17 protein-coding genes are annotated in these 25,572 nt (G+C 51.7%); 10 read left to right on the plus strand and 7 right to left on the minus strand.

The window, feature by feature from the left end:
• The first annotated feature begins 2 nt into the window (after positions 1-2).
• The gene (locus tag B7G66_RS00175; protein WP_040511893.1) at positions 3-572 is read left to right on the plus strand and encodes a cytochrome b; all 570 of its coding nucleotides are present in this window, start codon (positions 3-5) and stop codon (positions 570-572) included.
• Positions 562-1,269 carry a VIT1/CCC1 transporter family protein gene (locus B7G66_RS00180; RefSeq protein WP_003619615.1) on the plus strand — a complete coding sequence of 236 codons (708 nt, stop codon included), beginning with the start codon at positions 562-564 and terminating at the stop codon, positions 1,267-1,269. Before B7G66_RS00175 ends, B7G66_RS00180 begins: the two co-directional genes overlap by 11 nt.
• A 579-nt stretch (positions 1,270-1,848) precedes the next feature.
• On the opposite strand, the gene B7G66_RS18300 is transcribed toward B7G66_RS00180, so the two are convergent.
• A complete protein-coding gene (locus B7G66_RS18300) occupies positions 1,849-2,028 on the minus strand; it encodes a hypothetical protein (protein WP_148424769.1) in 180 nt (59 codons plus the stop codon).
• Between the two features lie 278 nt (positions 2,029-2,306).
• Here B7G66_RS18300 and B7G66_RS00185 point away from each other — a divergent pair, with 278 nt between their 5' ends.
• From B7G66_RS00185 to B7G66_RS00195, 3 genes are all read left to right on the plus strand, one after another.
• Positions 2,307-3,266 (plus strand): DUF1852 domain-containing protein, encoded by a 960-nt coding sequence (locus B7G66_RS00185; protein WP_040510753.1) that lies wholly within the window; start codon positions 2,307-2,309, stop codon positions 3,264-3,266.
• Positions 3,267-3,317: 51 nt separating this feature from the next.
• Positions 3,318-4,346 carry a methionine synthase gene (locus B7G66_RS00190; RefSeq protein ID WP_003619618.1) on the plus strand — a complete coding sequence of 343 codons (1,029 nt, stop codon included), beginning with the start codon at positions 3,318-3,320 and terminating at the stop codon, positions 4,344-4,346.
• A 785-nt stretch (positions 4,347-5,131) separates the two neighbouring features.
• The gene (locus tag B7G66_RS00195; protein WP_003619619.1) at positions 5,132-6,031 is read left to right on the plus strand and encodes a LysR family transcriptional regulator; all 900 of its coding nucleotides are present in this window, start codon (positions 5,132-5,134) and stop codon (positions 6,029-6,031) included.
• Positions 6,032-6,117: 86 nt separating this feature from the next.
• Here the strand turns inward: B7G66_RS00195 and B7G66_RS00200 are convergent, their stop codons facing one another.
• A complete protein-coding gene (locus B7G66_RS00200; protein ID WP_003619620.1) occupies positions 6,118-6,819 on the minus strand; it encodes a pirin family protein in 702 nt (233 codons plus the stop codon).
• A 180-nt stretch (positions 6,820-6,999) separates the two neighbouring features.
• On the opposite strand from B7G66_RS00200, the gene B7G66_RS00205 reads away from it, so the two are divergent.
• Complete coding sequence (locus B7G66_RS00205) at positions 7,000-7,920, plus strand: LysR family transcriptional regulator (protein ID WP_003619622.1); 921 nt, start codon at positions 7,000-7,002, stop codon at positions 7,918-7,920.
• Positions 7,921-8,338: 418 nt separating this feature from the next.
• Here B7G66_RS00205 and B7G66_RS00210 read toward each other — a convergent pair whose 3' ends face one another.
• Genes B7G66_RS00210 through B7G66_RS00220 form a run of 3 tightly spaced genes read right to left on the minus strand, consistent with a single transcriptional unit; the run spans position 8,339 to position 10,144 of the window.
• Complete coding sequence (locus B7G66_RS00210; protein WP_003619623.1) at positions 8,339-8,905, minus strand: YceI family protein; 567 nt, start codon at positions 8,903-8,905, stop codon at positions 8,339-8,341.
• Positions 8,902-9,522, minus strand: a complete 621-nt coding sequence (locus tag B7G66_RS00215; protein ID WP_003619624.1) for a cytochrome b — start codon at positions 9,520-9,522, stop codon at positions 8,902-8,904. Before B7G66_RS00215 ends, B7G66_RS00210 begins: the two co-directional genes overlap by 4 nt.
• 4 nt (positions 9,523-9,526) lie before the next feature.
• Positions 9,527-10,144: a YceI family protein gene (locus tag B7G66_RS00220; RefSeq protein ID WP_040511895.1), complete on the minus strand. Its 618-nt coding sequence runs from the start codon at positions 10,142-10,144 to the stop codon at positions 9,527-9,529.
• 284 nt (positions 10,145-10,428) lie between these two features.
• On the opposite strand from B7G66_RS00220, the gene tmpT reads away from it, so the two are divergent.
• Positions 10,429-11,097: a thiopurine S-methyltransferase gene (gene tmpT / locus B7G66_RS00225; RefSeq protein ID WP_040510756.1), complete on the plus strand. Its 669-nt coding sequence runs from the start codon at positions 10,429-10,431 to the stop codon at positions 11,095-11,097.
• Between the two features lie 112 nt (positions 11,098-11,209).
• On the opposite strand, the gene B7G66_RS00230 is transcribed toward tmpT, so the two are convergent.
• A complete protein-coding gene (locus B7G66_RS00230; protein WP_200146813.1) occupies positions 11,210-13,282 on the minus strand; it encodes a penicillin acylase family protein in 2,073 nt (690 codons plus the stop codon).
• A gap of 201 nt (positions 13,283-13,483) precedes the next feature.
• Between B7G66_RS00230 and B7G66_RS00235 the strand changes: the two genes are divergently transcribed.
• On the plus strand, positions 13,484-14,752 hold the full coding sequence (locus B7G66_RS00235) for a metal-dependent hydrolase family protein (protein WP_141312696.1): 1,269 nt from the start codon (positions 13,484-13,486) through the stop codon (positions 14,750-14,752).
• A 1,247-nt stretch (positions 14,753-15,999) separates the two neighbouring features.
• Here the strand turns inward: B7G66_RS00235 and B7G66_RS00240 are convergent.
• Positions 16,000-16,344: a DUF952 domain-containing protein gene (locus B7G66_RS00240; RefSeq protein WP_003619633.1), complete on the minus strand. Its 345-nt coding sequence runs from the start codon at positions 16,342-16,344 to the stop codon at positions 16,000-16,002.
• A 933-nt stretch (positions 16,345-17,277) separates the two neighbouring features.
• Between B7G66_RS00240 and bcsA the strand changes: the two genes are divergently transcribed.
• Together bcsA and B7G66_RS00255 are read left to right on the plus strand one after the other, a co-directional pair.
• On the plus strand, positions 17,278-21,747 hold the full coding sequence (gene bcsA / locus B7G66_RS00250; protein WP_237700305.1) for a UDP-forming cellulose synthase catalytic subunit: 4,470 nt from the start codon (positions 17,278-17,280) through the stop codon (positions 21,745-21,747).
• A gap of 34 nt (positions 21,748-21,781) precedes the next feature.
• Positions 21,782-25,570, plus strand: coding sequence for a cellulose biosynthesis protein BcsC (locus B7G66_RS00255; RefSeq protein ID WP_237700306.1), 3,789 nt, complete (start codon positions 21,782-21,784; stop codon positions 25,568-25,570).
• Positions 25,571-25,572 lie beyond the last annotated feature (2 nt).

Raw genomic sequence — 25,572 nt, forward strand, 5'->3', positions numbered from 1 at the left:
GGATGAACCAGAAAACCCCATTTGCTGTCGTGCGGTATGATAAACTGACCATCCTGTTTCATTGGGTCTGTGCTTTTATTGTCATATTGCAGTTCGTGAGTGCCAATATATGGGGTCTTTTCCGTAATCCGCCGCATCATCATCTGGTCGTACTCCACCTGACAGCAGGCATGGTGCTGAGTGTCCTATTTCCTATACGTATGATCTGGCGCATGGGATGGGGGCGTCATATCCGCGCCGCTGACCGCTGGTTGGACTGTATAATGGCGCGTGGCGTGGAATACAGTCTGTACGGGCTGGTGATACTGGAAATTGCCCTGGGGTATTTGTGGCGATGGGGAAACGGACAGCCCATGAGCTTCCTGACCCTGCAGATAAGGCCACCATTCGAAAAATTTTCAGCTTCAACGATTTATCTGCTGCACCGTCTGCATCAGTGCAATGGTTGGCTGATCACGGCGTTGGCGATGGGGCACGCACTGGCTGCGTGTTTTCATTACTTCATTCTTCGGGACCATGTCCTTCAAAGAATGCTGATGACAGAGGATAGATTAGATGAATATGGAAAATAATACTGCGCGTCGTCCCCAGGAAATCCACGCGACATCGCGGCTGGGCTGGTTGCGGGCTGCTGTTCTGGGGGCAAATGATGGTATCTTGTCAACATCAAGCCTGATTATTGGCGTTGCCAGTGCGCATGCAACACAGGCCAGCATTCTGTTGGCAGGAATTTCCAGTCTGGTTGCAGGGGCCATGTCAATGGCCGCAGGGGAATATGTCTCTGTCAGTTCGCAGGCAGATACAGAGAAAGCCGACCTTGCACGTGAAAAAAACGAACTTGGTACCAGTTGGGATGCCGAGGTTGGTGAATTGGCCAGTATATATAGACAACGCGGCTTGGACGACCTTCTGGCGCGCAAGGTTGCTCTTCAACTGATGAAACATGATGCGTTGGGTGCTCATGCCCGCGATGAACTTGGAATTTCCGAGGCAACGGCAGCGCGTCCGGTACAGGCGGCTTTCGCATCGGCTGGTGCATTCTCATCTGGTGCCATATTGCCTGTGTTGGCAGCCCTGCTGTCACCGGCTGCAGTAGTATCATGGACAGTTTCTGCCGTATCGCTGACGGGCTTAGCCGTGTTGGGATTTGTGGGAGCCCGCGCAGGTGGCGCCGAACCCTGGCGTCCGGCAATGCGGGTTATTTTTTGGGGTATCATCGCCATGGTAGTGACGGCTGGTATCGGTCAGATATTTGGGGTTCAGGGATAGATATTATAAAAAATATATTAAATTAATATATGATATGTAAATTCATGTTTGTTTCGATATTTATATTCAGGTCAATTACCTGCGTGCTGTGTATTTTATTCGTTGTTCGAGTTTATTTTTTGAATAAAAAACGTTGATATTTCGATGAATTTCCATTGGAAGGCAGTGTTTAATGCTGCCACAGTACACACATCAATGCAGCATAATTTCCGATAACAAAATATTCATTCATGATACTTTGGCCAAGATTGATATGGCACGAATGTATGGTCGTGGCCTGTGCAGTCAGTCGTTAGCTGAGAGGCTGCCTGCAGGTTCAACCCTGCGGTGGTTATCTGTGTTGCCAGACCGACAACATAGGGAAGATAGGTCTTTCGGCGTCAGAAGGTTAACCTGTTAACTGTCCTTCGAAAAATTTGGAGTTGGGGGTTGCTGGGTATTATGATTTTTAGAGAATTTTTGAAAAGTTATTCTTAATAACCTCCTGGAATTATAAAAATTTTGGCGAATATTTTTCTAAAAATATTCAGAATATTCCACCTTTTTGAAAAAAGTCGACATCTAAAAACTTTTCTTTTTTCATAAATAATTTGTTTTTAAACAGTCTTTTATGATGTTTAAAGGTGTTCCAAGATTGATATGGATCGCTTCATACTGACAGATGCCCAATGAGCGAAAATAAAACTGCTGTGCTTTGGCAAGACGATGGATCGTGGCCGTAGCGAGAAGATTGACAGATTTTTTGCTGCCATGGGCCATCTCGTGGGTGCTCTCATCAGTCTACGATAATTTTCAAAAAGCTTTTTAAATACCCCTTAAAAACTGAATTTTCTCTAGTTGAAAGGCGGTTCCCACGACAATTCATGAATAATATTTATGCTTTAATGAAATAAAATCATTTTTATTCATGGTGTAATTAAGGCATATAGCATGAACCAATCTTAATCGCATTTATAGTGAAGGTTACCATCATGCAGAATTAGGAATTTTTAATATAGTATAAAAATATTATTTTTCTCTGAAGTGGGAGTGTAATAATGAAAAATAATTATAAGTTCAGTATTGATCGAATTTGTTTTGATGAAAACTATCAACCATCCGATAGAACGCGCCTTACAACCAATTTCGCAAACCTGGCGAGAGGGGAGTGCCGTCAGGAAAACCTGCGTAATGTTCTGTTGATGATAAATAATCGTTTCAATGATCTGGCACATTGGGATAACCCAGATAGGGATCGCTATTCAGTTGAACTCGAAATAGTCTCTGTCAGTATGGATATAAATTCTCCTGATAAGGAAATTAGTTTCCCGTTGATTGAAGTTCTAAATACAACAATCATCGATAAAAAGGAAAGCAAGCGAATAGACGGTCTGGTAGGGAATAGTTTTTCTTCGTATGTGCGAGATTATGATTTTAGTGTTTTTCTGCCAAAATATAATAAAGATAAAGCAAAGTTTAGTGTCCCAAATAATTACGGAGATTTACACGGGAATATTTTTAAAAATTTTATTAATTCAAATTTATATAAGGAAAATTTTAAAAAACTTCCTGTCATATGCCTTAGTGTCTCAACCAATAGAACGTATCATAGAACAGGAAATCATCATCCTATCCTGGGTTTTGAATATCAGCAGCATGAATTTTCTCTGACTGATCAATATTTCGGAAAAATGGGTATGGAGGTTCGATATTTTATGCCACGTAACAGTATGGCCCCGTTGGCATTCTATTTTTGTGGGGATTTGCTGTCTGATTACTCTGGGCTTGAGCTGATTGCTACTATCAGTACGATGGAGTCCTTTCAGAAGGTTTATCGTCCTGAAATTTATAATGCCAATTCTGCAGCATCCGATTGCTATCAGCCAAGTTTGAAGAACCAGGATTATTCTATCACCAGAATTATTTATGACCGTGAGGAGCGCAGCCAATTGGCAACGGCACAGGGGATATATACTGAAGAGCATTTCATAAAACCGTACCAAGATTTTCTTGCATAAGGCTCTATCAGCGACATTTCCGGATCAATCAGAAATACAAGGTTATTCTTTATGAAAATACTTCTCCCCACTTCAACGGCTGGTAGCCTGCCTAAGCCATCCTGGCTTGCCAAGCCCAAGACACTTTGGTCACCCTGGCAATTACAGGGAAACCAACTGATCGAAGGGAAGCAGGATGCGCTGCGTCTGGCGCTGGATGATCAGGATCGAGCTGGGATTGATATCGTCAGTGATGGTGAACAGACTCGTCAGCATTTTGTCACGACGTTTATTGAACATCTTAGCGGTGTAGATTTTGAAAATCGTCAGACGGTAAAAATTCGCAATCGTTACGAAGCAAGTGTACCGTCTGTTGTAGGTGCCGTGACACGAGAAAAGCCTGTTTTTGTCGAGGATGTGAGGTTTTTGCGTACCTTGACGCACAAACCCATTAAGTGGGCATTACCTGGTCCTATGACCATGATTGATACGCTTTATGATGCGCATTACAAAAGTCGTGAGAAGCTGGCGTGGGAATTTGCTAAAATCCTGAATCAGGAAGCCAAAGAGTTGGTGGCGGCAGGGGTGGACATCATCCAGTTTGATGAACCTGCATTTAATGTATTTTTTAATGAAGTGAATGATTGGGGTATTGCCACATTAGAAAGAGCGATTGAAGGACTTGAGTGTGAAACTGCGGTCCATATCTGCTATGGCTATGGCATAAAGGCGAATATTGACTGGAAAAATGCTCTGGGGAACGAGTGGCGCCAATATGAGGAGATCTTTCCGAAATTGCAAAAATCCAGTATTGACCTGATTTCTCTGGAATGTCAGAATTCCCGCGTTCCAATGGATCTGATTGAACTTGTTCGTGGGAAAAAGGTGATGGTCGGTGCCATTGATGTGGCATCAAATATCATTGAAACACCTGAAAAAGTTGCTGATCTTCTGCGACGGGCACTTCAATTTGTCGATGTGGACAAACTTTATCCCTGCACGAATTGTGGTATGGCCCCTTTGTCGCGCGACGTGGCCCGAAGCAAGCTCAATGCTTTGGGGGCCGGCGTAGAAATCGTCCGTAGAGAACTTTCTGCCTGATATGCAGGTGGATTAGTATTCCGGTGAGGATGCGCAGCGATGCGGATATATGTTCTATCTCGTTTTACGAGAAGGTTTTTATATATGAATGATATTAGAATGTTCGGAAGTGTGAGTAGTAGATAAAGTGTTTTCGATCTATCTATTATTGTTTCATAGTCATTGTGATGATGCGAAATATTCTTGGTAAAGATATATAAGCATCGTGCACATGAATGTCTGGGCAGCACTTTGTCTGGCGTTACGGAGTCAAGGAAGCATGTGACACGGATATGCTGATGGGCGTATTCCCCGCTGCTACTCATGATAGGGTTTATCAGGCTCGATCAGCGGGAATGGCCAATCGCTGCATATAATGGCATATATATGCTTGCGTGTTGTACTGATGTTGACCAGATGGGGGACAGTGACATGCGCATAGACATAACACTGTAGGACAAGAGAGTAGCCCGCAGATCATCGTGCGCCAGATACCACATGCATAGCTTATCTATTTAAAAGAGGATGCAGGAAATCCGTATGTCTGAATTGCATGATAGTGAATTTTCTCTTTTGCTAGGAAGTTAGCTTTTGCGTGTGCGTATCATAAAAAAAGCGACATATGATGCGCAGCCCATCCGCCTCAGGCAGTTGGTTGATTTCGTGTTCAGAGCTCTGGTAGGAGGAGGATGCATTAATAAAAATCATGCAGAGATGTTCAGACCGCGTGATAGAAGTTTATATAAATGAATTAAAATGATATATTCTGATGATTATATGAATTCTGTGCATTTATGGAGTGAAGCATGGGTGTTCTGGAGCGCCATCATCTGACCATCATTCAGGAGGTCGCACGGGAGGGCTCGTTAACGGCAGCCGGAATGCGTCTGCATTTGACCCAACCGGCGCTCAGTCATGCTATCCGCAAGATCGAAAACCAGCTTGATGTAAAAATCTGGCGACGGGAAGGGCGGTCTCTTGTGCTCACTCAGGCAGGTGAATGGCTGTTGTCATTGGCAAACCGCCTGCTTCCACAATTTGAACTGGCGGAAAAACGTCTTGAACAGTTCAGTAATGGAGAACGCGGTACGCTTCGTATCGGTATGGAGTGCCATCCCTGCTATCAATGGCTTCTGAAGGTTGTATCACCTTATCTGGAAAGATGGCCCAGAGTGGATGTGGATGTACGTCAAAAGTTCCAGTTTGGAGGAATTGGCGCGTTATTCAGCAATGAAATTGATATTCTGGTTACGCCTGACCCTCTTTATAAACCTGGCTTGAAATTTACGCCGGTTTTTGATTATGAACTTGTGCTGGCTGTTGGTCCTGACCACCCTTTGCGGAATACAAAGTTTATAGCGCCGGAGCAGCTTGCGGATGAAACATTGATTACCTATCCCGTGCCATCCGAACGGCTTGATATCTACACGCAATTTCTACAACCTGCGGGTATTGCCCCACGTCAACAAAAGCAGATTGAAACGACAGACATCATGCTTGTCATGGTGGCCCATGGACGGGGTGTTGCTGCACTTCCGCGCTGGCTTGTAAAAGAATATACTACACGCTTTAAACTTTATCCTGTAAGGCTTGGTAAAAAGGGTATTGCGAAACAGATATTCCTGGGTCATCGGGAAACCGATGAGGAAATTCATTATCTGCGGAACTTTATTGAGTTCGCGGCCTCGCCTCATTCAAAAAGTTAGGATGCTTTCGTAAAGGCCATCACAATAATATTTTGGTCATATAATATCGGAGGAGATATTATCTCCTCCTTCGCTATTTCCAGAATTTATGGCGCCGTATCAACAAGGATAACTTCAGCGTCTGCAAGTGCGCTAACCTTGACAATATCAGTGCCTGAGATTGCAGCGCCATCGCGCTCTCCAATGGTTTTGCCCTCAATCTTCACACAGCCTTTAGCGACAACGAGGTATCCAAGCCTTTCAATACCAAGATGGTATTCGATGGTCTCGTTTTTTGTCAGCGTTGCGCCCAGTACGCGCGCCTCGGTATGAATGGGAAGGGCATCACCGTCGTTCTGGTACCCTGATGCCAGAGTGATGAATTTCCCTGCCCGGTCGTCTTTTGGAAAGGAGCGTGTGCCCCAGGATGGTGCATGACCGGCACGGTTCGGGAGAATCCAGATCTGGAAAAGGCGGGTGGCCACATCTTCCAGATTATGTTCACTGTGCCTGATCCCTGTACCTGCGGACATGACCTGGACATCGCCTGCTACAGTACGACCCTTGTTACCAAGGCTATCCTGATGTGTAATCGCTCCTTCGCGCACATAGGTGATGATTTCCATGTTCTCATGCGGGTGCATGCCAAAGCCTGTGCCGGGTGCTATGATATCATCATTCCAGACCCGCAGTGCGCCCCAGTTCATGCGCGTGGGATCATAATAATTGGCAAAAGAAAAATGATGCCTTGCATCCAGCCACCCATGGCTGGCGTGGCCGAGTTTGTCGTAAGGACGAACTTCAATCATGATCTGTTTTCCCCGGATCAATCGAGTGAGTTATCTAGGGCAGATTATCTATGGGCAGGCAGGCGGTATATGGCAATCAGAGAAAGGCATCGTTTCTATTTTTGATGCCCAAAAGGGCGACAGGCATAATGAAAATAAGATATAGAAATTATTGACATTAATCATTCCAGAGATTTTGTTATGCGCCTTCCTGATTTTGAAGCATGGGCCATTTTTGCAAAAGTGGCTGAGTTTGGCTCGTTTGCCAGGGCCGCAGAGGAGGTGCAGCTCTCAAAACCCACTGTTTCCAAAGCTATAGGACGTCTGGAACAGGCGCTTGGGGTTGCACTTTTCAACCGCAATTCGCGTCATATCTCCCTTACGGAAATGGGACGGATGTTGCTGGGACACGCTAATCGTATTTTGGCTGAAGCAGAGGCGGCGGAAACAGAAGCCAGGGGAGGCACACAACGTCCATCGGGCCTTATCAGGATTGCAGCGCCCATGACATTTGGCATTGGGCATCTTTCACCTGTTTTGCCCGCGTTTCTTGCGAAATATCCGGACATTGATATTACAGTCGATTTCAGTGACGCACTTGTCGACCTTGTCGCCGAGGGATACGACGTTGCACTGCGTATTGCCTCTCTTGCAGATTCTTCATTGCGGGCCCGTAAGCTATGCGAAGTTCGACTTTTGCTAGTTGCAAGTCCCGAGTATCTGGACCGGGTGGGGCGTCCTGATCATCCTCGTGATCTGGAGACACATAAAAGTTTTGTCTATACCAATACATCCGCACCTGGAAAGGTTCGGCTTCGACAGGTCAATAATGGGAATGAATTTGTCCTGACACAAACCCCCCGTTTCCGTGCGGATAATGCAGAGGCTTTCCTACCTGCTCTTGCGGCTGGATTGGGCTTTGGTCTGTTCCCTGAATTCATGGTGGGCGAGGGGCTGGCTTCCAACAGGTTTGAGCGGATATTGCCAGATTGGGAAGCACCCGCCATTGCACTGTATCTTGTCACACCGTCCAGTTCGTTAAGACCGGTGCGAGTGACAGCCCTGCTTGACTATCTGGTGGAATGTTTTGGACAGACCGGATGGTTGGGATATGCAAAATAGCCCTTTCTTCTCGATGATTACCTCATCGAGATCGGTGCAGATGTAGAAGGTTAAAAGTACTGGTCATCTGTCTGCATTGAGTTTATCCAGATCATGGCGATGAATACATGGAGCGTTTTCTTGCATCGCAGGGCGATTCTGCGGAAGCGTTTGATTTTACTGGAGGAATATTCGACCTGATGGCGCTTTCTTATAGGGCTCCAACTCATCGGGGCATGGTGGCGCGGCTGGGCCTGATCTGGCAAGGTTCGGACAGAAGCAGATGTAGAGGACTGATACCAACTGGAATGCCCTCAACATAACCCTGGCAACAGGAAGGAATGCGCGCTGCCGGTGTCCTGCGACACGGTATGTGGGACAGGGATATCATGAATCTATTGCTGCTGTATGGCGGCAATCAGCGCAAGTGAGTGTGCATTCAGCCACTATGCGCTGTAACATTGATATTCACATCTACTTCAAGTGCAACCCACTGGCCTGTACTCCACGGGCCAATGCCGACATTGAATGCCGAGCGGACAAGCTGGAGATGGCCTTTGGCATGTGCGTCGGAGCCTGAGATGTCGATGGTAAGAGGAAGGGTCACGGGTTTACTCACTCCCTTGATCGTCAATGTACCTTCGGCGTCATAAACGTTGCCACCTTTGGCTTTGAAGTCCTTCACTTCGAAAATAGCCATTGGGAACGCCTTGACGTCAAACCAGTCGTGACCGGGTAGGGCGCCATCACGTTGGCTGTCACTGGTTGTGATACTTGCCATATCGATGATGATCTTTGCATGGCCTGCTTCCGGGAAGGCTGGATCAAACGAGATCGTGCCGTTATATTTCTCGAAATGACCTTCAAATGTCTTGCCGGTCTGCGTACCGGAGAACCCCAGTGTGCCGCTCCCTGATACGAGCGTCCAATCTGCAGCAAAGGTTGGCGTTGAGAAAAAGAGGCCAACAGCAGCGGAAACGGGTAGAAAGATATGAGGAGCCTTCATGGGTTTTCTCTCTTCTTGCGTGTTATGGAGAGCATGTAAAAGGGCGGCAGCATCTGGCGAAGAACATGATCATGCAGTACGAACTGATGCCTGAAAGAGGCTGCGACATGCAGTAAGATCAGCGCAAGTAACCCCCATGAAGCCCAGTGGTGAAGTAATTTCAAGATTGCTTCGACAGGTGCCTTGTCAGGTAGGGTTGAAAAGATTGGAAGATCCGGCCATGGCACTGTTCCAAACAGCACTGTAGGAATGCCCAGAACCGAAACCGATACCATTGCCCAGCCACTCAGGGGGAGGAGAACCTGCAGACTGTAGAGGGCAAGATGTGCCAGATGCGCGGCTGTCTTTTCCCCCTGTGGCATCTCGTTCGGCAGGTGGGGCGCCCTGTGGCTCAGTCTCCACCCGATACGAAGCAGGATCAGGAACATCATGCTGATGCCAATGGATTTATGTAACTGATAGAGCTGGAACACACGTATCGGATCAAGGTGGAGGTGGTCCATGACCAGACCCATTGCGATCAACGTCAGTATTCCCAGCGCGATCAGCCAGTGAAGGATAATCGCCACTGTGGAATACCGTGTGGTCCCGCTCGCTGTGCGTGCAGGCATCGACATGATGTCAGCCCTGCTTTTCAAAAGCACCGTTAATGCGTAACTGCACCTCATCCGACACATAGGGCACGTACATCTTCACGCCGAAGTCGCTGCGTTTGAGGGTGCCGGTGGCTTCAAACCCAGTGGTATATTTCTTGTCCAGCGCATTTATACCTGCACCGATGAAATGCACTTTGAGGGTTTCGGGCTTCGTGACGCCATGCAGCGTCAGGTTGCCGGTGACGAGTGCATCATTCCGGCCAGTGACATGGATGGATGTGGATTCAAATGTGGCATTGGGAAACTTCGCGGCATCGAACCACTGCGTTCCCTTGAGTTCATCATTCAGCTTGCTGCTGGTTGTCTGTACGGAATCGACAGGAATGGTAACAGATAGTTTGGACGTGGTCGGGTTTTTGGGATCCAGTATCAGTGTGCCCGAGACATTGGAGAATATACCAAGATAGTTTGTAAACCCGAAATGTAGCACGGAAAAACCAACCTGTGTATGGCCGGGTTCGACATCATAGGTGCCGGACTGTGCCTGTGCGGCGCTGGTTACAACCTGCGCAGAGGCCGTATTGCCAGTCACCAGGGCGAAAGCGAGAGCGGTGGCGGGGAGTGAAAGAAAGCTGTAGTTCATATGATATAACTCCGCTTCATCATAAAATTGTCTGAAAAACAGCTCCTTCATGCGCTCATAAGCATGCTGTGTGCTGTTTTGCTGACCCCTTCATTAACGCCGGAATTTTGTAGAAGGAATAACAACGATGGAAATATATAGTTTCCATATTTTCCCTATGAAGCGTGGGACGAACCGGTACGTGCCTGCCCCTGTTTGCCTTTGCGATGCCCGCGACCTGCGCTGCATGCGGCCGTTATTCTTCGTCTTGTGCCTGTTTTGGCCGGGCCGTATATACTGCGCATATGGAAGAAAAATCAGTAAATGATGCCTTCTGGCATGCGAAATGGCAACGTAACGAAATCGGTTTTCATGAACCGCAACCTAATATGTTGCTTATCGGTTATTTTTCGCAATTGCACCTCCCGACAGGGGCACGCATTTTCGTACCCCTGTGTGGAAAGAGCCTTGATATCCATTGGTTACTGGCAAGGGGATACCACGTCAGCGGTATTGAACTGAGCCACATTGCAGTCCAGCAGTTGTTTGCTGAACTTGGCCTTTCTCCCTGCATCACGCCAATGGGTGTTTTAAAGCGTTACGAAGCGGGACATCTATGTATTTTTGTTGGCGATTTCTTTGACCTGACGCCCCAGTTTCTTGGTCATGTGGATGGGGTTTATGACCGTGCGGCACTTATCGCCCTTCCTGCCCATCTGAGGCAGCGTTACGCCAAACACCTGGTGGCCATCACGAACTCAGCCCCCGAATTACTTATTTGCCTGCATTATGAGCAGTCATGTAGGGCCGGACCGCCGTTCAGTGTCGATGAAGCTGAGGTCCGGCAGCATTATGAGGGGCAGTTTTTGTTGACCCGTTTGAAAAATCATGATGTTCCCGGTGGCTTGAAAGGCATCTGTCCGGCAACGGAAACGGTCTGGAAACTTATCCCCCGTAACAGGTGTGGCCTATAGCCTGCTGCCCTGCTGCGCCAATCGAACGGCCTGAACAGATCATTCCGATAATATACGGAAACCATGAAATTTCTGTCAGGCCGCTCCTCAAGAGATTATTTTTAGACCGTTGCTATTCCCCCGGCGTGTAGCGTCGCTCGACATGACCTTGCAGCTCTTCTGGGTAGAAGTAGACTTTGCGCAGATTGCCTTCGCTATACCGTGTGGCCTGGTCAATGAAATGGCGTGAGGTCGGATCACTGCTTTCCCCACCTGTGGAGACTGCCCACGCGCGGACTTTCTGGTCGAATTCCACTACGGCGACAAAACTGTTCCCACTTGTGCCGTAATAGCGTTTTGTGCCGGGATAGCGTTTTGCCCCAAACGAGGCGAGGGATCCCCATATGGCGGACGTGAACGGCACAGGCAGACTGGGCTTGGCATCGCTGAAGTTCTGGGTCAGATCGCTGTTTATCCTCTGAAAACGGTTGAGCGTGCCCCACGGAACCTGCCAGCATCCAAAATCGTGAACCAACCGGCTTACCGCCGAATCCAATCGTTCCAGCCTTTCCCCGTCGCTGATGCGCGTGGTCAGGTATTCATAAAGTGATCCGCCCTCTGCCTTGGCCAACGGGCGTACCCGTTCCAACAACCCATCCCCCCATAATACGGCCAGAGAAGTGGCCGTGGACTGCGCCGACCAGCGATCATCCCATTTGCGCAGCAAGGCCACTGGTTCGGCTAGCCGTGATTTCTGTGGTGCATTGGTGGGCAGGTGTTCCCACGCGGAAACAAGTTGTGGCACCAATATCGCAAATTCGGGAAGCCACGAATCATAGGCCGCAGTCATTAACGACTGAGCCGTGAAATCATGTCCTTCACTCAGCAACCGTGTGGCATGGATGCCTCGTGGATTTTCGCCCACCATGTCCATATAACGTGGGAAAGAGGCCCGTCGGGGGCTATCGGGACCAGATGCAGACCAGGGCCAGTCATTGGTGTTCATGACCCAGCCACTGGATGGATTGACGACCTGCGGAAGTTCCGAAAGCGCATGTAACCCGTGCCAGTCAGTCGCCGGGTCGCTGCCATCAACGGGGCGTCGGTAATCAAATCGGTCGTTGCGACGTGGCACGAATTGCGGGTGTAAATAAGCGATCTCCCCCTTGCTGTCGGCAAAAATGGTGTTGTTTGATGAATTTGCCTGCAGCGCAGATACTTTCATGAAATGCGTGTAATCTTCTGCTTTGGTGCGCAGGAAGGACTGCTCCAGTGCTGGAACCGGTTTCCACATCAGGGCGGTGCTGACCCATTTATTTCCGTCTGTCCGGACAATGGGGCCATGATGTGTGGCGTTAACATTGAATTCGCGCACCGCCAGTGTGCCTGATGGCATGCGGATCCGCAATGTGACCTTGCGGGATTCGACAGGTATCGTCTTGTCGCCATAACGGTAACAGGTTTGATCGCCGCAACGGGTGATTGTTTCCGCGAATTCATCAACCACGTCCACGCCACTCGATGTATGCATCCATCCGGCGTGAGGGTTGAAGCCCTGATAAATAAAGAATTGCCCCCAAGTGACCGCGCCATACGCATTCAGCCCCTTGTCGCTGGTCATTTGCAGTTCGGAGCGGAAGAAGAAACTGGTATGTGGGTTGATAAGCAGTAGCGCGTGACCCGCCGCCGTATGGGCGGGGGCGATCGCAATCCCGTTGGAGCCTTTCGGTTCTTGCGGTTTTATGCCGCGCTCTTCCTCGCTTGGCGCGACAGGACGTTTTTCGTAAAATTCCTGAAGCCGAGAGAGTGAGATACGCTCCACATCGCCGCCGATGCTGCCTTCGGTAAAGCTGAGCGCCATCCATGGCTCGAAATGGGTAATGACACGTGGCTTTACCTGCGGATGCGTCCGGAGATACCAGTTGAGCCCATCAGCCCATGCATCCATCAGACGTTTCAGCCACCGGGGGGAGGAGGCATAATCCGCCTGCAGGCGAACCGGATCAACAAACATCCTTATCCGCAGATCCTGCCAGAGTGCGCTTTCTCCCTCTGCCTCTGCCAGGCGACCGAGTGAGACGAGGTAATTGGTTTCGACCCGGTTAAAGTCATCTTCTGCCTGTGCATAGCTGGCGCCGAACACGGCATCGGCATCTGTATGCCCACGTACATGGGCAATCCCCCAATCATCGCGGATGATTGTCACCCGCGTGGCTTCCTGTCGCAGGCGGCCGTACTCCTCGGGGGATGCGGCGCGCGTGCATGGGGTGGGCCCCATGAACAGGGCACCAAGAAAGAGAATACGAAAGGTTGCAACACGGGGACGCACGGTTATCATCGGCAAAAATCTATCCACAGGCGCAACGATATGCAAGATCGACTGACCGTCCTCATGGGAAAGGCCGTAATGCGTTTCACAAAATATTTTCCAATCATTGGGCTGATGGTGACGCTCCTTGCGGTCCCGGCATTGGCCGATGACCTGCTGATCCGTCCTGCGCGGGTCTTTGACGGGGTTGATCCGCATCCCCACGAAGGTTGGTCTGTGCTGGTTCATGACACACGTATCACCGCCGTCGGCCCTGCGCTGTCCGCGCCTGCTGGCGCACATGTGATCGATCTGCCGGGTATGACGTTGCTGCCCGGCCTGATCGAAGGACATTCACACCTGTTCCTCCATCCCTATAACGAAACGAAATGGGACGATCAGGTTCTGCATGAATCCCTTGCGCTGCGGACTGCACGCGCAACTGTTGCGGCAAGGGCGACCCTGATGGCAGGGTTTACCACGGTGCGTGATCTGGGGACCGAAGGGGCTGGTTATGCAGATGTGGGCCTTAAGCAGGCCATAGAGCAGGGGATTATTCCCGGTCCGCGCATGCTGGTTGCGACACGTGCGCTGGTGGCGACAGGCTCTTATGGACCAAAGGGGTTTGAACCCGGCGTCCCAATTCCGCAGGGCGCGCAGGAAGCTGATGGCCCCGACCTGGTGCGCGCGGCGCGTGAACAGATTGCTGCTGGCGCGGATGTGGTCAAATTATATGCCGATTACCATTGGGGACCGGGTGAACCCAGTCGGCCAACCTTCCTGATGGAAGAAATGCGTGCAGCGGTGGAGGCTGCTCATTCGGCAGGACGGATTGTTGCCGCCCACGCGCATTCAGCCGAAGGCATGCGCCGCGCCGTTCTGGCAGGCGTTGATACTGTCGAACATGGATCAGAAGGGACGCCAGACGTCTTTCGTTTGATGCATGATCACGGTACGGCGCTGTGTCCCACCTTGTCTGCCATGGAAAGCATTGCCCGTTATCGTGGCTGGAACGGCGAGGAACCTGCCCCCAAAGCCGTTCAGACCAGTCGCTCAAGTTTTGCCGCTGCGCGAAAGGCAGGTGTTATTCTGTGTGTCGGTGGTGATGTTGGTGTTTTTCCCCATGGGACCAATGCGCGGGAGCTGGAGGCCATGGTTGCCGCCGGGATGCCTGCCTCTGCTGTTCTACAGGCTGCGACGTCTGGCAATGCGCGGATATTCCATATTGACGATCAGCTTGGCGCAATACGGCCTGGCCTACTGGCCGATCTGGTCGCTGTTAGGGGGGATCCGACCCACGATATCAAAACACTGTATGCCGTGCGCTTTGTTGCCAAAGGTGGCAGCGTTATCCGCAATGGCGAGTGAGGAAAAACAGGCGATTGAGGGTTGTTGGGAGTAATTGTGCACTGATAACTCCCATAACAGAATGATAATTCTGTATTGTCGCACTGATATTATTCCGTAAAGTATTCCGTGAGATAATTATCCATAAAAATTCTAAACACCACCTTAATTTTTTAAGGTGGTGTATTTTAAAAAAATCTATAATTATATAGATATATTTATCATACCTAAGTGTTCGTCTCATTCTCACTAAATATTTGGAAGGGGTATATCTACATGGAATGCCTATTCGGGCATTTTAATTTTTATGGATTTTATTAAGTGATTTTTTTTATCTATTTTCCCAAATACGCTAAAAGTACAAATCCCATCAGATGGTAGATTGAAATTTGAACAGTTACTTCCTATATATATTTTATTTTTCTCATCAATTTCATTGTAGTTAATGATATATGAAGTATATGTATTGACTCCTGCGGAGAGGGATGCCGTATCAACCGGGGTAAAGCGGCATGTCCTTAGATTTTCGTTCAGGTCACAATGTATCTTTCCTGTTCCGATTTCCGATAAACTAAAAGTATTGGCATATTTATAAATAAATAGCGATATGATAGAAAATAATATGAATATAAAAATAACATTTGACATAAATTTAACTATATTTCTCAACTTTCTCTCCTTTGTATTGTAGCTGACTGGCAGATATATTCCTCATAATAACATATTTTTTGAAATTATATATAGATCATAGCAAGGCAAATTTATCGAAGTCAGACTATGTAACTATGTAACTATGTAACTATGTAAGGTTGAGATTTTTGTAAAGTAATTGTATTTCAATACATTATATTAATATTCTGATATTTTATATCGTATTATGTATTGTTTGATTGCTGGCGAGATAAGCTTATGATGGCCAGTTACCTACGCTAGATCTTGCTTGATGATATACAGGACGTGCGCATCGTATCGAATATGCGGGAGTTGGTTTGAAGAGAGTTCGAAATTATATATGGTAATGCAAAAGACTGGTAAATTTCGGATTTTGTATACCAGCCAGTTGTACTATACTATCAGACGGGTTTTATACGATGGTGGTAAAAAATAGAGCAGGTTGAAGCCCCCTGAATGCAAGGCGCTCTTCTTGTGAATAACAGGCTGCCAAAGGCTGAATGTCGCCTGCTTCTGTCGCTCATTCTATGTTGACGCACTGTTAAATTCCCGTCGGGTCCGGGGTATGGATACGTTCATCGTGGTGGCGATACATTTTAATGACTTATAATTTCAACCTGACCTTCCCGATTACGTGTTACTGGGGACAGCCTGATAATTGCAGCGAGGGTCAATGGCCCATAAAAGTGTGGAAATATCTGTCCTGCCCGAGATACCTCCCACCGTAGCGATGGTCCCAATACTTCTTGGTCAATCGCAGCGAGCATGAGGCCGGATTGTCCTTTGAAATACAGATCAACGGTTGCAGTCACTTGATCCGCGGTCGACATATGTATGAATCCATCAGAAATATCCAATAAAGAGCCGGGGAAGGTTCCGTCATGTACCAGTGCGGCATATTCAGATGCGGTCAGGATTTTATAGACGATCTGTTTTTTCATAAAAAGTGCCTGTCAGGTATATTTTAAATGCCATCTGAGAAGAAATTATGAAGGACCATAAAGGGTAGATGTTAGAATAATAGCAAGTTTATTGAAATCCCAAACAGCACCATACTCCATAGCGTAACAAGAATAAATTTTCTCTTTATGATATTAATTGAAAGAAGGGACATAAGTGGATCATGAATATTTTTGCGTATCTTATCCGTTTTTTCCTTATATATACCATTATTTTCACATATTCCCATAGACTCCATCAAAAAAAGGCGAAATTTACCCAATTCATCTTCTTTATACAAAGTTTTTTTGTTGATGGAGATTGTTGGTGGTCCACATCGCAATATGCGCATAATGAATAAATGATATTTACGGATTCCAAGGTATTGTGAGGCTTCCGCAGGAGAAAGAATGGATTTCCTGGGAAAGTGTATCAGGTCCGTTGTGCCATCTTGAAGCGAAGTCATCCGAATCTTCTTTCCTGCGTATCGTGGGGAATGCCACCTGCGGCTTTGTGGAGAGGAAGATATGATATCATTTCCGGCCTTGACCTCCAATCAAGATGGCATTTCTTTCTTTTCCGAATGGATGGGGATATGGACCTGATGGTCTTTTTTTATCCAGCCAGACTGTCTGGTCACAGATCGGGCAAAAGTCCTCATGACGTATGTTTTTGTGTGTGAGTTGCAATTCAAATAGAAGCATCATGTTGTTTTCATAAAACAAGCATTGACATATATATTATTTCAATTTAATTGGGATATATTGCAATTATCTGTGTGCTTTATTTTTTGAGTTCAGGGTATGGAACGGGATTTTCATGAGTAATAGATGCGGGTTGATCGCTTTTTGTTTGTTAAAATCTTACAATGTAAACGTAAAATTATAGAAAATTTTCATAAAAAGCCCTGATTATCCCTTAAACCGGCATATTAAATGCAAGATATAGTCCTGAATTCCATGATCTGGCGTATTGTAAAGTCTCCTTTTATTTCCGGCCTGCTCTTCGCTCTACTGATGGCGGTGGTCTGCCTGACATATCTTTCACCTGACCGTCAGTTTTTTGTGGCAGTGGGGGGAGGAATTCTGTTTTTTCTTGTCCGCCGACATAATGAACGATGGTCGCGCTGTTTCCTGATGATCCTCTCGATCGTCGTATCCGGTCGTTATCTGGTCTGGCGGTTTACTTCCACCCTCGATTTTGACGGAATCTTGCAAACCGTTCTGGTTCTGGCGCTGGCTGTGGGGGAAATCTACACCACCATTCGCGTCGGGTTTACATATTTCCAGCTTGCATGGCCGCTGCGGCGACAGATTCATCCCCTGCCGGACGACATGGCCACATGGCCGGTCATCGATGTGTATGTCCCGACCTATAATGAGGATATTTCCATTGTCAGGACAACGGTGCTCGGTTGCCTGTCGATGGACTGGCCAGCGGATAAATTGAATGTCTATATCCTTGACGACGGGCGGCGGCGGGTATTTCGTGATTTCGCCCGGCAGGTCGGGGCCGGTTACATCAACCGTGCGCAGAACATGCATGCCAAGGCCGGAAATCTCAATCATGCCATCGGCGTGACGACGGGTGACATCATTGCGATTTTTGACTGTGACCATGTGCCTGTGCGCGGCTTCCTCAAGAAAACCGTCGGGTGGATGCTGGCGGATCCCAATCTGGCGCTGTTGCAGACCCCGCATCATTTCTACTCGCCGGACCCTTTTCGCCGTAACATGCGCCGCGGTATGGAGGTTCCACCTGAAAGCAACCTGTTTTACGGGTTGCTGCAGGATGGGAATGATTTCTGGAATGCGACGTTTTTCTGCGGATCATGTGCGCTTTTGCGACGTAAGGCCATTGTATCGATTGACGGGTTTGCTACCGAAACCGTGACCGAGGATGCCCATACGGCCCTGCGCATGCAACGCCGGGGATGGGGAACGGGTTATCTGCGCGAACCGCTTGCGGCAGGACTGGAGACGGAAACCCTGCTGCTTCAGATCGGGCAGCGTGTGCGCTGGGCGCGGGGGATGTTCCAGATGCTGCGGCTGGATAATCCGATGTTCGGGCGTGGCCTGCGCCTGACGCAGCGGATCTGTTACATGGCGGCGGCTACGAACTATTTTTTCGCCATCCCGCGCATGATGTTTCTGCTGGCCCCACTGGCCTACCTGTTCCTGGGCGTGACCATGATTGCGGCTTCGCCGTATGAACTTGCGGTCTATGCCCTGCCGCATCTGTTTCACACCACCATGACCATGTCCCGCCTGCAGGGACGGTGGCGTTATTCCTTCTGGAGCGAGATTTACGAATCCATGCTCGCGCCGTTTCTTGTGCGTATGACGTTCGTCACGATGCTGGCGCCCCACAAGGGCAGTTTTAATGTTACGGACAAGGGGGGGCTGCTGGACCAGGAGCGTTTCGACTGGCGCGCCTCGTATCCCAGCGTGATCATGGCCGTCATATTGGCGGTGGGATTATGCGCGGGGATATGGGCGGCGATTGTCCATTACAATGAAACGCTTGTGTTTCGGGCAATGGCTGTCAATTCGATATGGGTGCTGTTCAGCCTGATTATCGTCCTTGGCGGTGTGGCGGCGGCACGTGAAACACGCCAGCGCCGACGTAACCATCGCGTCGTGGCGAACATTCCCTTCGAACTTACGGATGGGCAGGGGCAGGTTATCGCCTGTAATGCCGTTGATGTGTCGATGGGTGGCTGCCAGCTTCAGGTTCCGGTGCCATCATCCGATGCAGCAGGCGCGGAGGTATCGGTGCGCTGGTCCCTTGCGTCAGGGCAGGTGACGATGCGTGCCACAATCATTGCCCGACGCGAAGGGCGTGTGCATCTGAAATGGGTCATTCCGGGTCTTGCAGAAGAAAACGAGGTCGTGGGCCTTGTCTTCGGTCGCGATGATGCATGGGCGCAGTGGTCCGATTTTCAGCCAGACCACCCGCTTCGCAGCCTCTACCTGCTGGTTCTGAGCATCTGCGCGCTATTCCGTCCTGCCCGACGGACGAAGCCGCCCGCGCCGAGTGCGCCCGTGGAGGAGAAAAAGGCACCGCCGGAAGATCGGCTTCCGCCCCAGCAGCTTGTCATTCCGCCAGATCGCAATGTACGGTTATGTGGCATCGGCAAAACGGTTGCGATCGCCGCCCTGATGGTGTGTTCGGGTGCGCTGGTCCGTGCGCAGGCGTCCCCGCCCACGGTGGATGGCGGTTCCGTTGCGGCGATTGATGATGCGCACATGACCACGGCGGATGTGGACGAAGTTTCCCGCACGCCAGTCACGTTCACCCGCACTTTTGCGGAGATGGGGCGAACGGAGGACATGGTGCTGGGCGCGGAGGCACCGCTTTATGGCCTGACTGCCAAAGTGGGCCGTGACGCCATCGTCACATCCGCGCGGCTTGATATTTCCGGGATCTCGCACATGGGGCATGCGGCAGGTCATCTTGCCATTGCCGTAAGCATAAATAACCAGGGCGTAGGCGTTATCTGTCCCGCCGCCGACGGGAATTTCGGGCCTGTCAGCCTGCCGGTCAGTACGATGTTCCTTGATACGCGCAACAGGATAAATTTCCGCCTGTTCATGCGCACGTCGCAGGACGCCGGGGGGGCTGTGCCTGCCTGCGGGCCGGATGCGCGTGGTCCGGTGGGGAATGTGGTACAGGTTACGGGCCAGTCCGTCAAAATCCTGATTTCACAGCAATCCACCATGACAGTGGCAACCGTAAGTCTTGTGCCGCATCGTCTGCTCTCGACACTTCCTTATCCGGTGCTGGACCCGGACGCGGCGCAGGTGATGCCGGTTACTTTTGTCCTGCCGGATATGTCAGACCCCGCGCTGCTTGCATCTGCCGGGATGGTGGCATCATGGCTGGGCGTGCAGTCACAGGATCGCCGGATCCATTTCAACGTGACGGGTGCCCTACCTGCCGCAGGAAACGCGGTGGCCATCGCTGCGGGCCTGCCCGGACCATGGGGTACGCGGCCGTCGGGACCGGAACTTGCAGTTGTGCCAAATCCGCAGGACAGGTTTGGCACGATCCTGGTGGTAACAGGACGAACGATGGCAGAGGTCCGGACGGCGGCAGGGGCGTTGGTCCTTGGGGCGGAACATGATGAAATGGGCGCGCACGCCCTTGCGCCGAGCCTGCATCCACCAGCGCGTCAGCCCTATGACGCGCCCGGATTGGTGCGTACCGACCGACCTGTTACGTTTGGGGAACTGGTATCAACTGCTGCATTGCGTACCCATGGCCTGACGTCCAAAACCCTCAGGGTCGAGATCACGTTGCCGCCGGACCTGCGGTCGTGGCGTTCCAGGCCCTTCATGGCGCATCTGCTTCTTCGCGCACCCGAAGATGGTGTGCTGGACAGAACAAAATCCCATGTAAGTGTAACGCTGAACGATACATTTGTGCATTCCTATCCCTTGGTGCCCTGGTCGATTAACCCGTTCCGCACACGTGGGACACCGGTGGAACATGCGCTGGAACTGCCGGTATGGAAAATGTCGCAGCATAATGAACTGCGGCTGTATTTCGATGTTCAAACACGCCATCCCCTCGCTGTCGCGTCCGATGCATCAGATGATGTGGTGGAATTGGATCCTTCCTCCAGCGTGGATTTTTCAAAATCACGCCATTTTGCGGTCCTGCCTGACATCAATCTTTTTGCGACTGCCGCATTTCCTTTTTCCCGTATGGCCGATCTGTCGGAAACGACCGTCCTGGTACCGCCGCATCCTGCCCCGGACACGGTGGGGGCATTTCTTGACATGATGGGGTTCGTGGGGGCGGTTAACCGCTATCCCGCAACCGGGTTGGATGTGCGGACGACGGATATGCCGGTTGATGCGTCGATTACAGGCGATATCCTTGTTTTTTCCACGCAGGCGGAACTGGGTAACGGGCAGGCGGCCCTGGCGCGGGCGGGATATGTACGTGGCCGCTCCCTCCTTGGGTGGATCTGCGATCATGTCACGCCCCCTGACGGGGCTGCGGCTCCTCACACCTATAACCTTGCCGGGGGCGCCGTGGTGGCCGCGCAGTCGCCTTTCGCTGCACATCGTTCGGTGGTTGCTGTACTCGGTGCGACACCTGCTGCGCTGTCGACCATGGTGCGTGACCTGCGCGATCCCGCTGATCTTGCACGTTTTCAGGGTGATATGGTGATCCGCCATGGGGCGCGTCTGGATAATTATCGCACGGGTGGGATCTATACCGTGGGGAATATGCCGATATGGATGCTGCCTGACTGGTATCTTGGCGGCCATCCACTGCTCTTGTGTGCACTGGCGCTGCTGGCCGCGCTGTGCGGGACATCATGCGCGATGATGCTCCTGAGCGCGCGCAGCAGGCGACGCATATTGAATGATGACCTGACTGGCGACCTGTAACAGAAGGAAACCGACCATGTATGATGGGCCTTCTGTGCCTTGCCGTCTTTTCCTGCCCGATATCCGCCGTACCGGGGCATGGATATGGAGGGGGCTTGCCCTTGTCGGGGCGGTCAGCCTTTGCAGGCCGGTGTCCTCCCTCTGCGCGCAGACGCCCGTGCGTTATGCGGAAAATATCCTCAATGAGCAGATAGAGGAGGGAGCATTCTGGATCCATCATGGCGATGACGCACATGCCCTTCATGCGCTTCAGCGTGCATTGCGGATCGAGCCGGATAATATCGAGGCCCGTTTGATGCTTGGTGCGGTGCAGGTCCATCATGGCGACCTGATCGCGGCGCGTGCCACATTGCAGATCCTGCAGGCGCAGCAGGGGACAGATGCGCAGGTCGCGGCCCTGCGTGGCTGGATCGGGCAGGAGCCGATTGATCCGGGGGCGCTGGCGAATGCCCGTGCCGTTGCGGATCGTGGTAAGCCGTTGCAGGCAACCCTTGCCTATCGCACGGTTTTCCGGGCGGCGCATCCATTGCCGGAACAGGAACTGGAATATGACCGGGTTCTGGCAGGTTCCCTTTTGGGATATGGCGAGGCGATCCAGCGCCTGCGCGCGCTGGGTGCAATCTTTCCACATGACCTTGAGGTGCGCATGGCCCTTGCGCAGGCGTTGAGTTATCGGGCCGCGTCCCGCCCGGACGCGATCGAGGACATGCGTGTGCTGGCCACGTCCCCCACGACACCGGATTTTATCCGTGACGAGGTGATGCAGTCATGGCGCAAAACACTGGAATGGATGGGAACAGACCCGCAGGCCGAACCTTATTATCGCGAATGGTTGTCCCTGCATCCAGATGATGGCGAAATGCGTCGCCGTCTGGCAACAGTGGAGGCCGCGCGGGCACAGGCGGAACGACTGGCGTTGGTGGGGGCAGGGTACCACGCGCTGTCGCATGGGGAACTGGATCAGGCAGAAAGTGATTTCCATAATTCCATGCAGTCCGATCCCCCCCATGCCGAGGCTCTGGAGGGGCTGGGTCTAGTGGCGCAGCGCCGGGGGGATTTGAAATCGGCGCGTAATTTCCTGACGCAGGCCCTGAACCTTGCGCCCGGTAATGCAGGGATTCGTGATGCCCTTGCAGGGCTTGATGCGCCGGGCGGTGATCCGCAACTGGCCCGCCTGTGGGCATTGGTGGCGCATCATGAATATGAAGAGGCATGGGCCATGTTACCTGCTGTGGAAAAGGACCATGGCAGGATTGTCGATACGCTCAGGGTCCGCGCCATCATTGAACAGTCGCGTCACCAGCTTGGCGATGCAGAGGCCGCCTGGCGCGGGGTGCTGCGCCTTGTTCCCGGCGACATGCCCGCAGCAGCATCCCTGTCCGATGTGCTGGTGGAGGAAGGTAAGATCCATGAAGCCGAAGGTTGGATCGCACGTCTGAAAGCCGCGCGTTATCCCGGCGTCACGGCATTGGAATCCGGGGTGCTTGGCGCCATGGCGGAGGCCGAGACGGACCCGCGCAAGCGCATCGTACTGCTGGAACAGGCATTGCGTGATGCCCCGCATAATGGCTGGCTGCGCCTGCATCTTGCGCAGGCATGGTGGGTGCAGGGGCAGCCGACACGCGCGCGGAACCTGATGGCGGTCCTGTGCGATCCCCTGCCGAAAATGAATGGGGACGTACAGGCCTGTTTCATCTTCGCCCTGCAGGATCAGGATATGCCACGTGCCGATGCGCTTCTGGCGCGCCTGCCACCTGCGGATATCACTGCACAGATGTCTGATGGCGTGGCGCAGGTCATGCTGTGGCACCAGATCCGTGTTCTGCCGACAGACGACGCGCGCGCGATTCCCATGTTGGAACGAATGCCCGTTGTGCCCGACCCCGAAGGAACGCATGCGCGGCTGGTGGTGGATGCAATGCTTAAACGCCATGCCCCTACCGAGGCGACAGCAGGCGTGCTGCATCGTGCCCTGACGCAAAGCACGGGACATGTCAGTGTGAATCAGAGCCTGTCTTATGCCGGTATGTTCATGCAGATTGGCGATCCCGTGGCGGCGCAGCAACTGCTTGATGCGCTTCCGTCCATCACGCAGGGAAGGCGTCTTACCCCCGCACAGGTCCGGGACCTGGGTGAAATGGAAAAAAGCCTTGCGATCGCACGTGCGGACCGCGCCGATCTGGACGGGCATCCCGACATGGCGCGGCGCCTGCTTGACCCACTATTGGCACAGACGCCAGATGATGCGGACCTGCTCCTTGCGCGGGGCCGTGTGGAAGCCGCGTTGCGCCAGCCCGGTCAGGCCATGGTTTATGACCGCAAGGCTTTGGCGCTCCGTCCGGAAGACAGGATGGCGGAGGCGGCCTTTGCACGTGACGGCCTTGCAAGTGGCCATGAACACATGGCGTTGGAGATGGCGCACAAACTGGCGGCCGGGCATCCGCAATGGGGCGATACGTGGGAGATACAGGCCGAGATTGACGGCCTGCATGGGCATGACCTTCGCCGCCTGCGCGATGTGCGGCACGCGCGGATGCTGGACTGTACGCCCACGCAAAATGAGGATGATTCCACCGGTCATGGTACGCATATCGATATAGGCTGCGCCCCGTATCACGTGCATGCCGGGGATGAATGGCCCGACATAAGCACAGGGTTCGTGCCCGACATGGGGGCGACGATGCCAGAGATTTATCATTATGACCCGCATCTGACCCCTGTGCAGGCGCTCGACCGACAAAGCGATTATCTATCCCGCGCCCTGTCACCGCAGGCAGACGGGAATATCGAAATCCGCGATCGTTCAGGGCAGTCGGGACTGGGCCATATGACTGTGGTCAACATGCCCATGACAGCCACATTGCCGCTGTCCTCTACGCAAAATCAGTTGTTTGTTTCGGTAATGCCAAGTGTGCTGATGTCGGGCGATCCGCTGTCCTCCACCACCACGGCGCGACAGTATGGCAGTGTTGCCAGCAATGGTGTGCGTCCGGGATTCCGCGTGGCACCGGCTGTGGCCGGTGTGGCGTTATCTGTGCATTACCAGCGTCGGTGGCTGTCGGCTGATGTCGGGTCAACACCGTTGGGATTTGCGACATCCAACGTTCTGGGGGGAATCGAACTGACCCCACACCTGACACATGACCTGACCCTGCGCCTAACGGGGGAACGTCGGGCGGTGACAGACAGCCTTGTGGCCTATTCTGGCGCGCGGGACCCGGGAACCGGACGTGTGTGGGGCGGCGTGACCCGCAACAGGGGGCATGGACAACTGGAGTGGTCGCAGCCGGGATACAATCTCTATGCTGGCGGCGGGTATGCGGTCATGCAGGGCACGAACACGGTGGCCAACCACGAAGCCGAAGCAGGTGCGGGTGGCTCCGCCCTCGTGTGGCACCGCCATGATGCCCAACATCTGCGGCTTGGGCTGGACCTGGTCTATTTCGGATATCGCCGCAATTCGTATTTCTTTACGTGGGGGCAGGGGGGCTACTTCTCTCCGCATGCGTTCATGGCGGCGCTGATGCCGCTGACCTATGACGGGCATGCGGGGCGATGGACATGGATGTTCAAGGGGGAAGGGGGATATCAGCACTATACCGAGAATGCGACCGCGATGTTCCCGCTGGGTGAAGGGGGGATCGCGGCCCGGCAGAAATATGCCGGCCAGTCCACGGGAGGATTGGCTGGTAATGTGCAGGCTCGGGCGATCTATCAGCTCACCCCGTCTTTCCGCCTTGGGGTGGAGGGCGGATATTCCCGTTCAGGAAGCTGGGATGAAGTCCATGGGATGATTATGCTGCATTACGCGCCGGGGCATTAGGA

It is taken from the genome of Novacetimonas hansenii JCM 7643, assembly GCF_000964405.1.
Classification (GTDB): domain Bacteria; phylum Pseudomonadota; class Alphaproteobacteria; order Acetobacterales; family Acetobacteraceae; genus Novacetimonas; species Novacetimonas hansenii.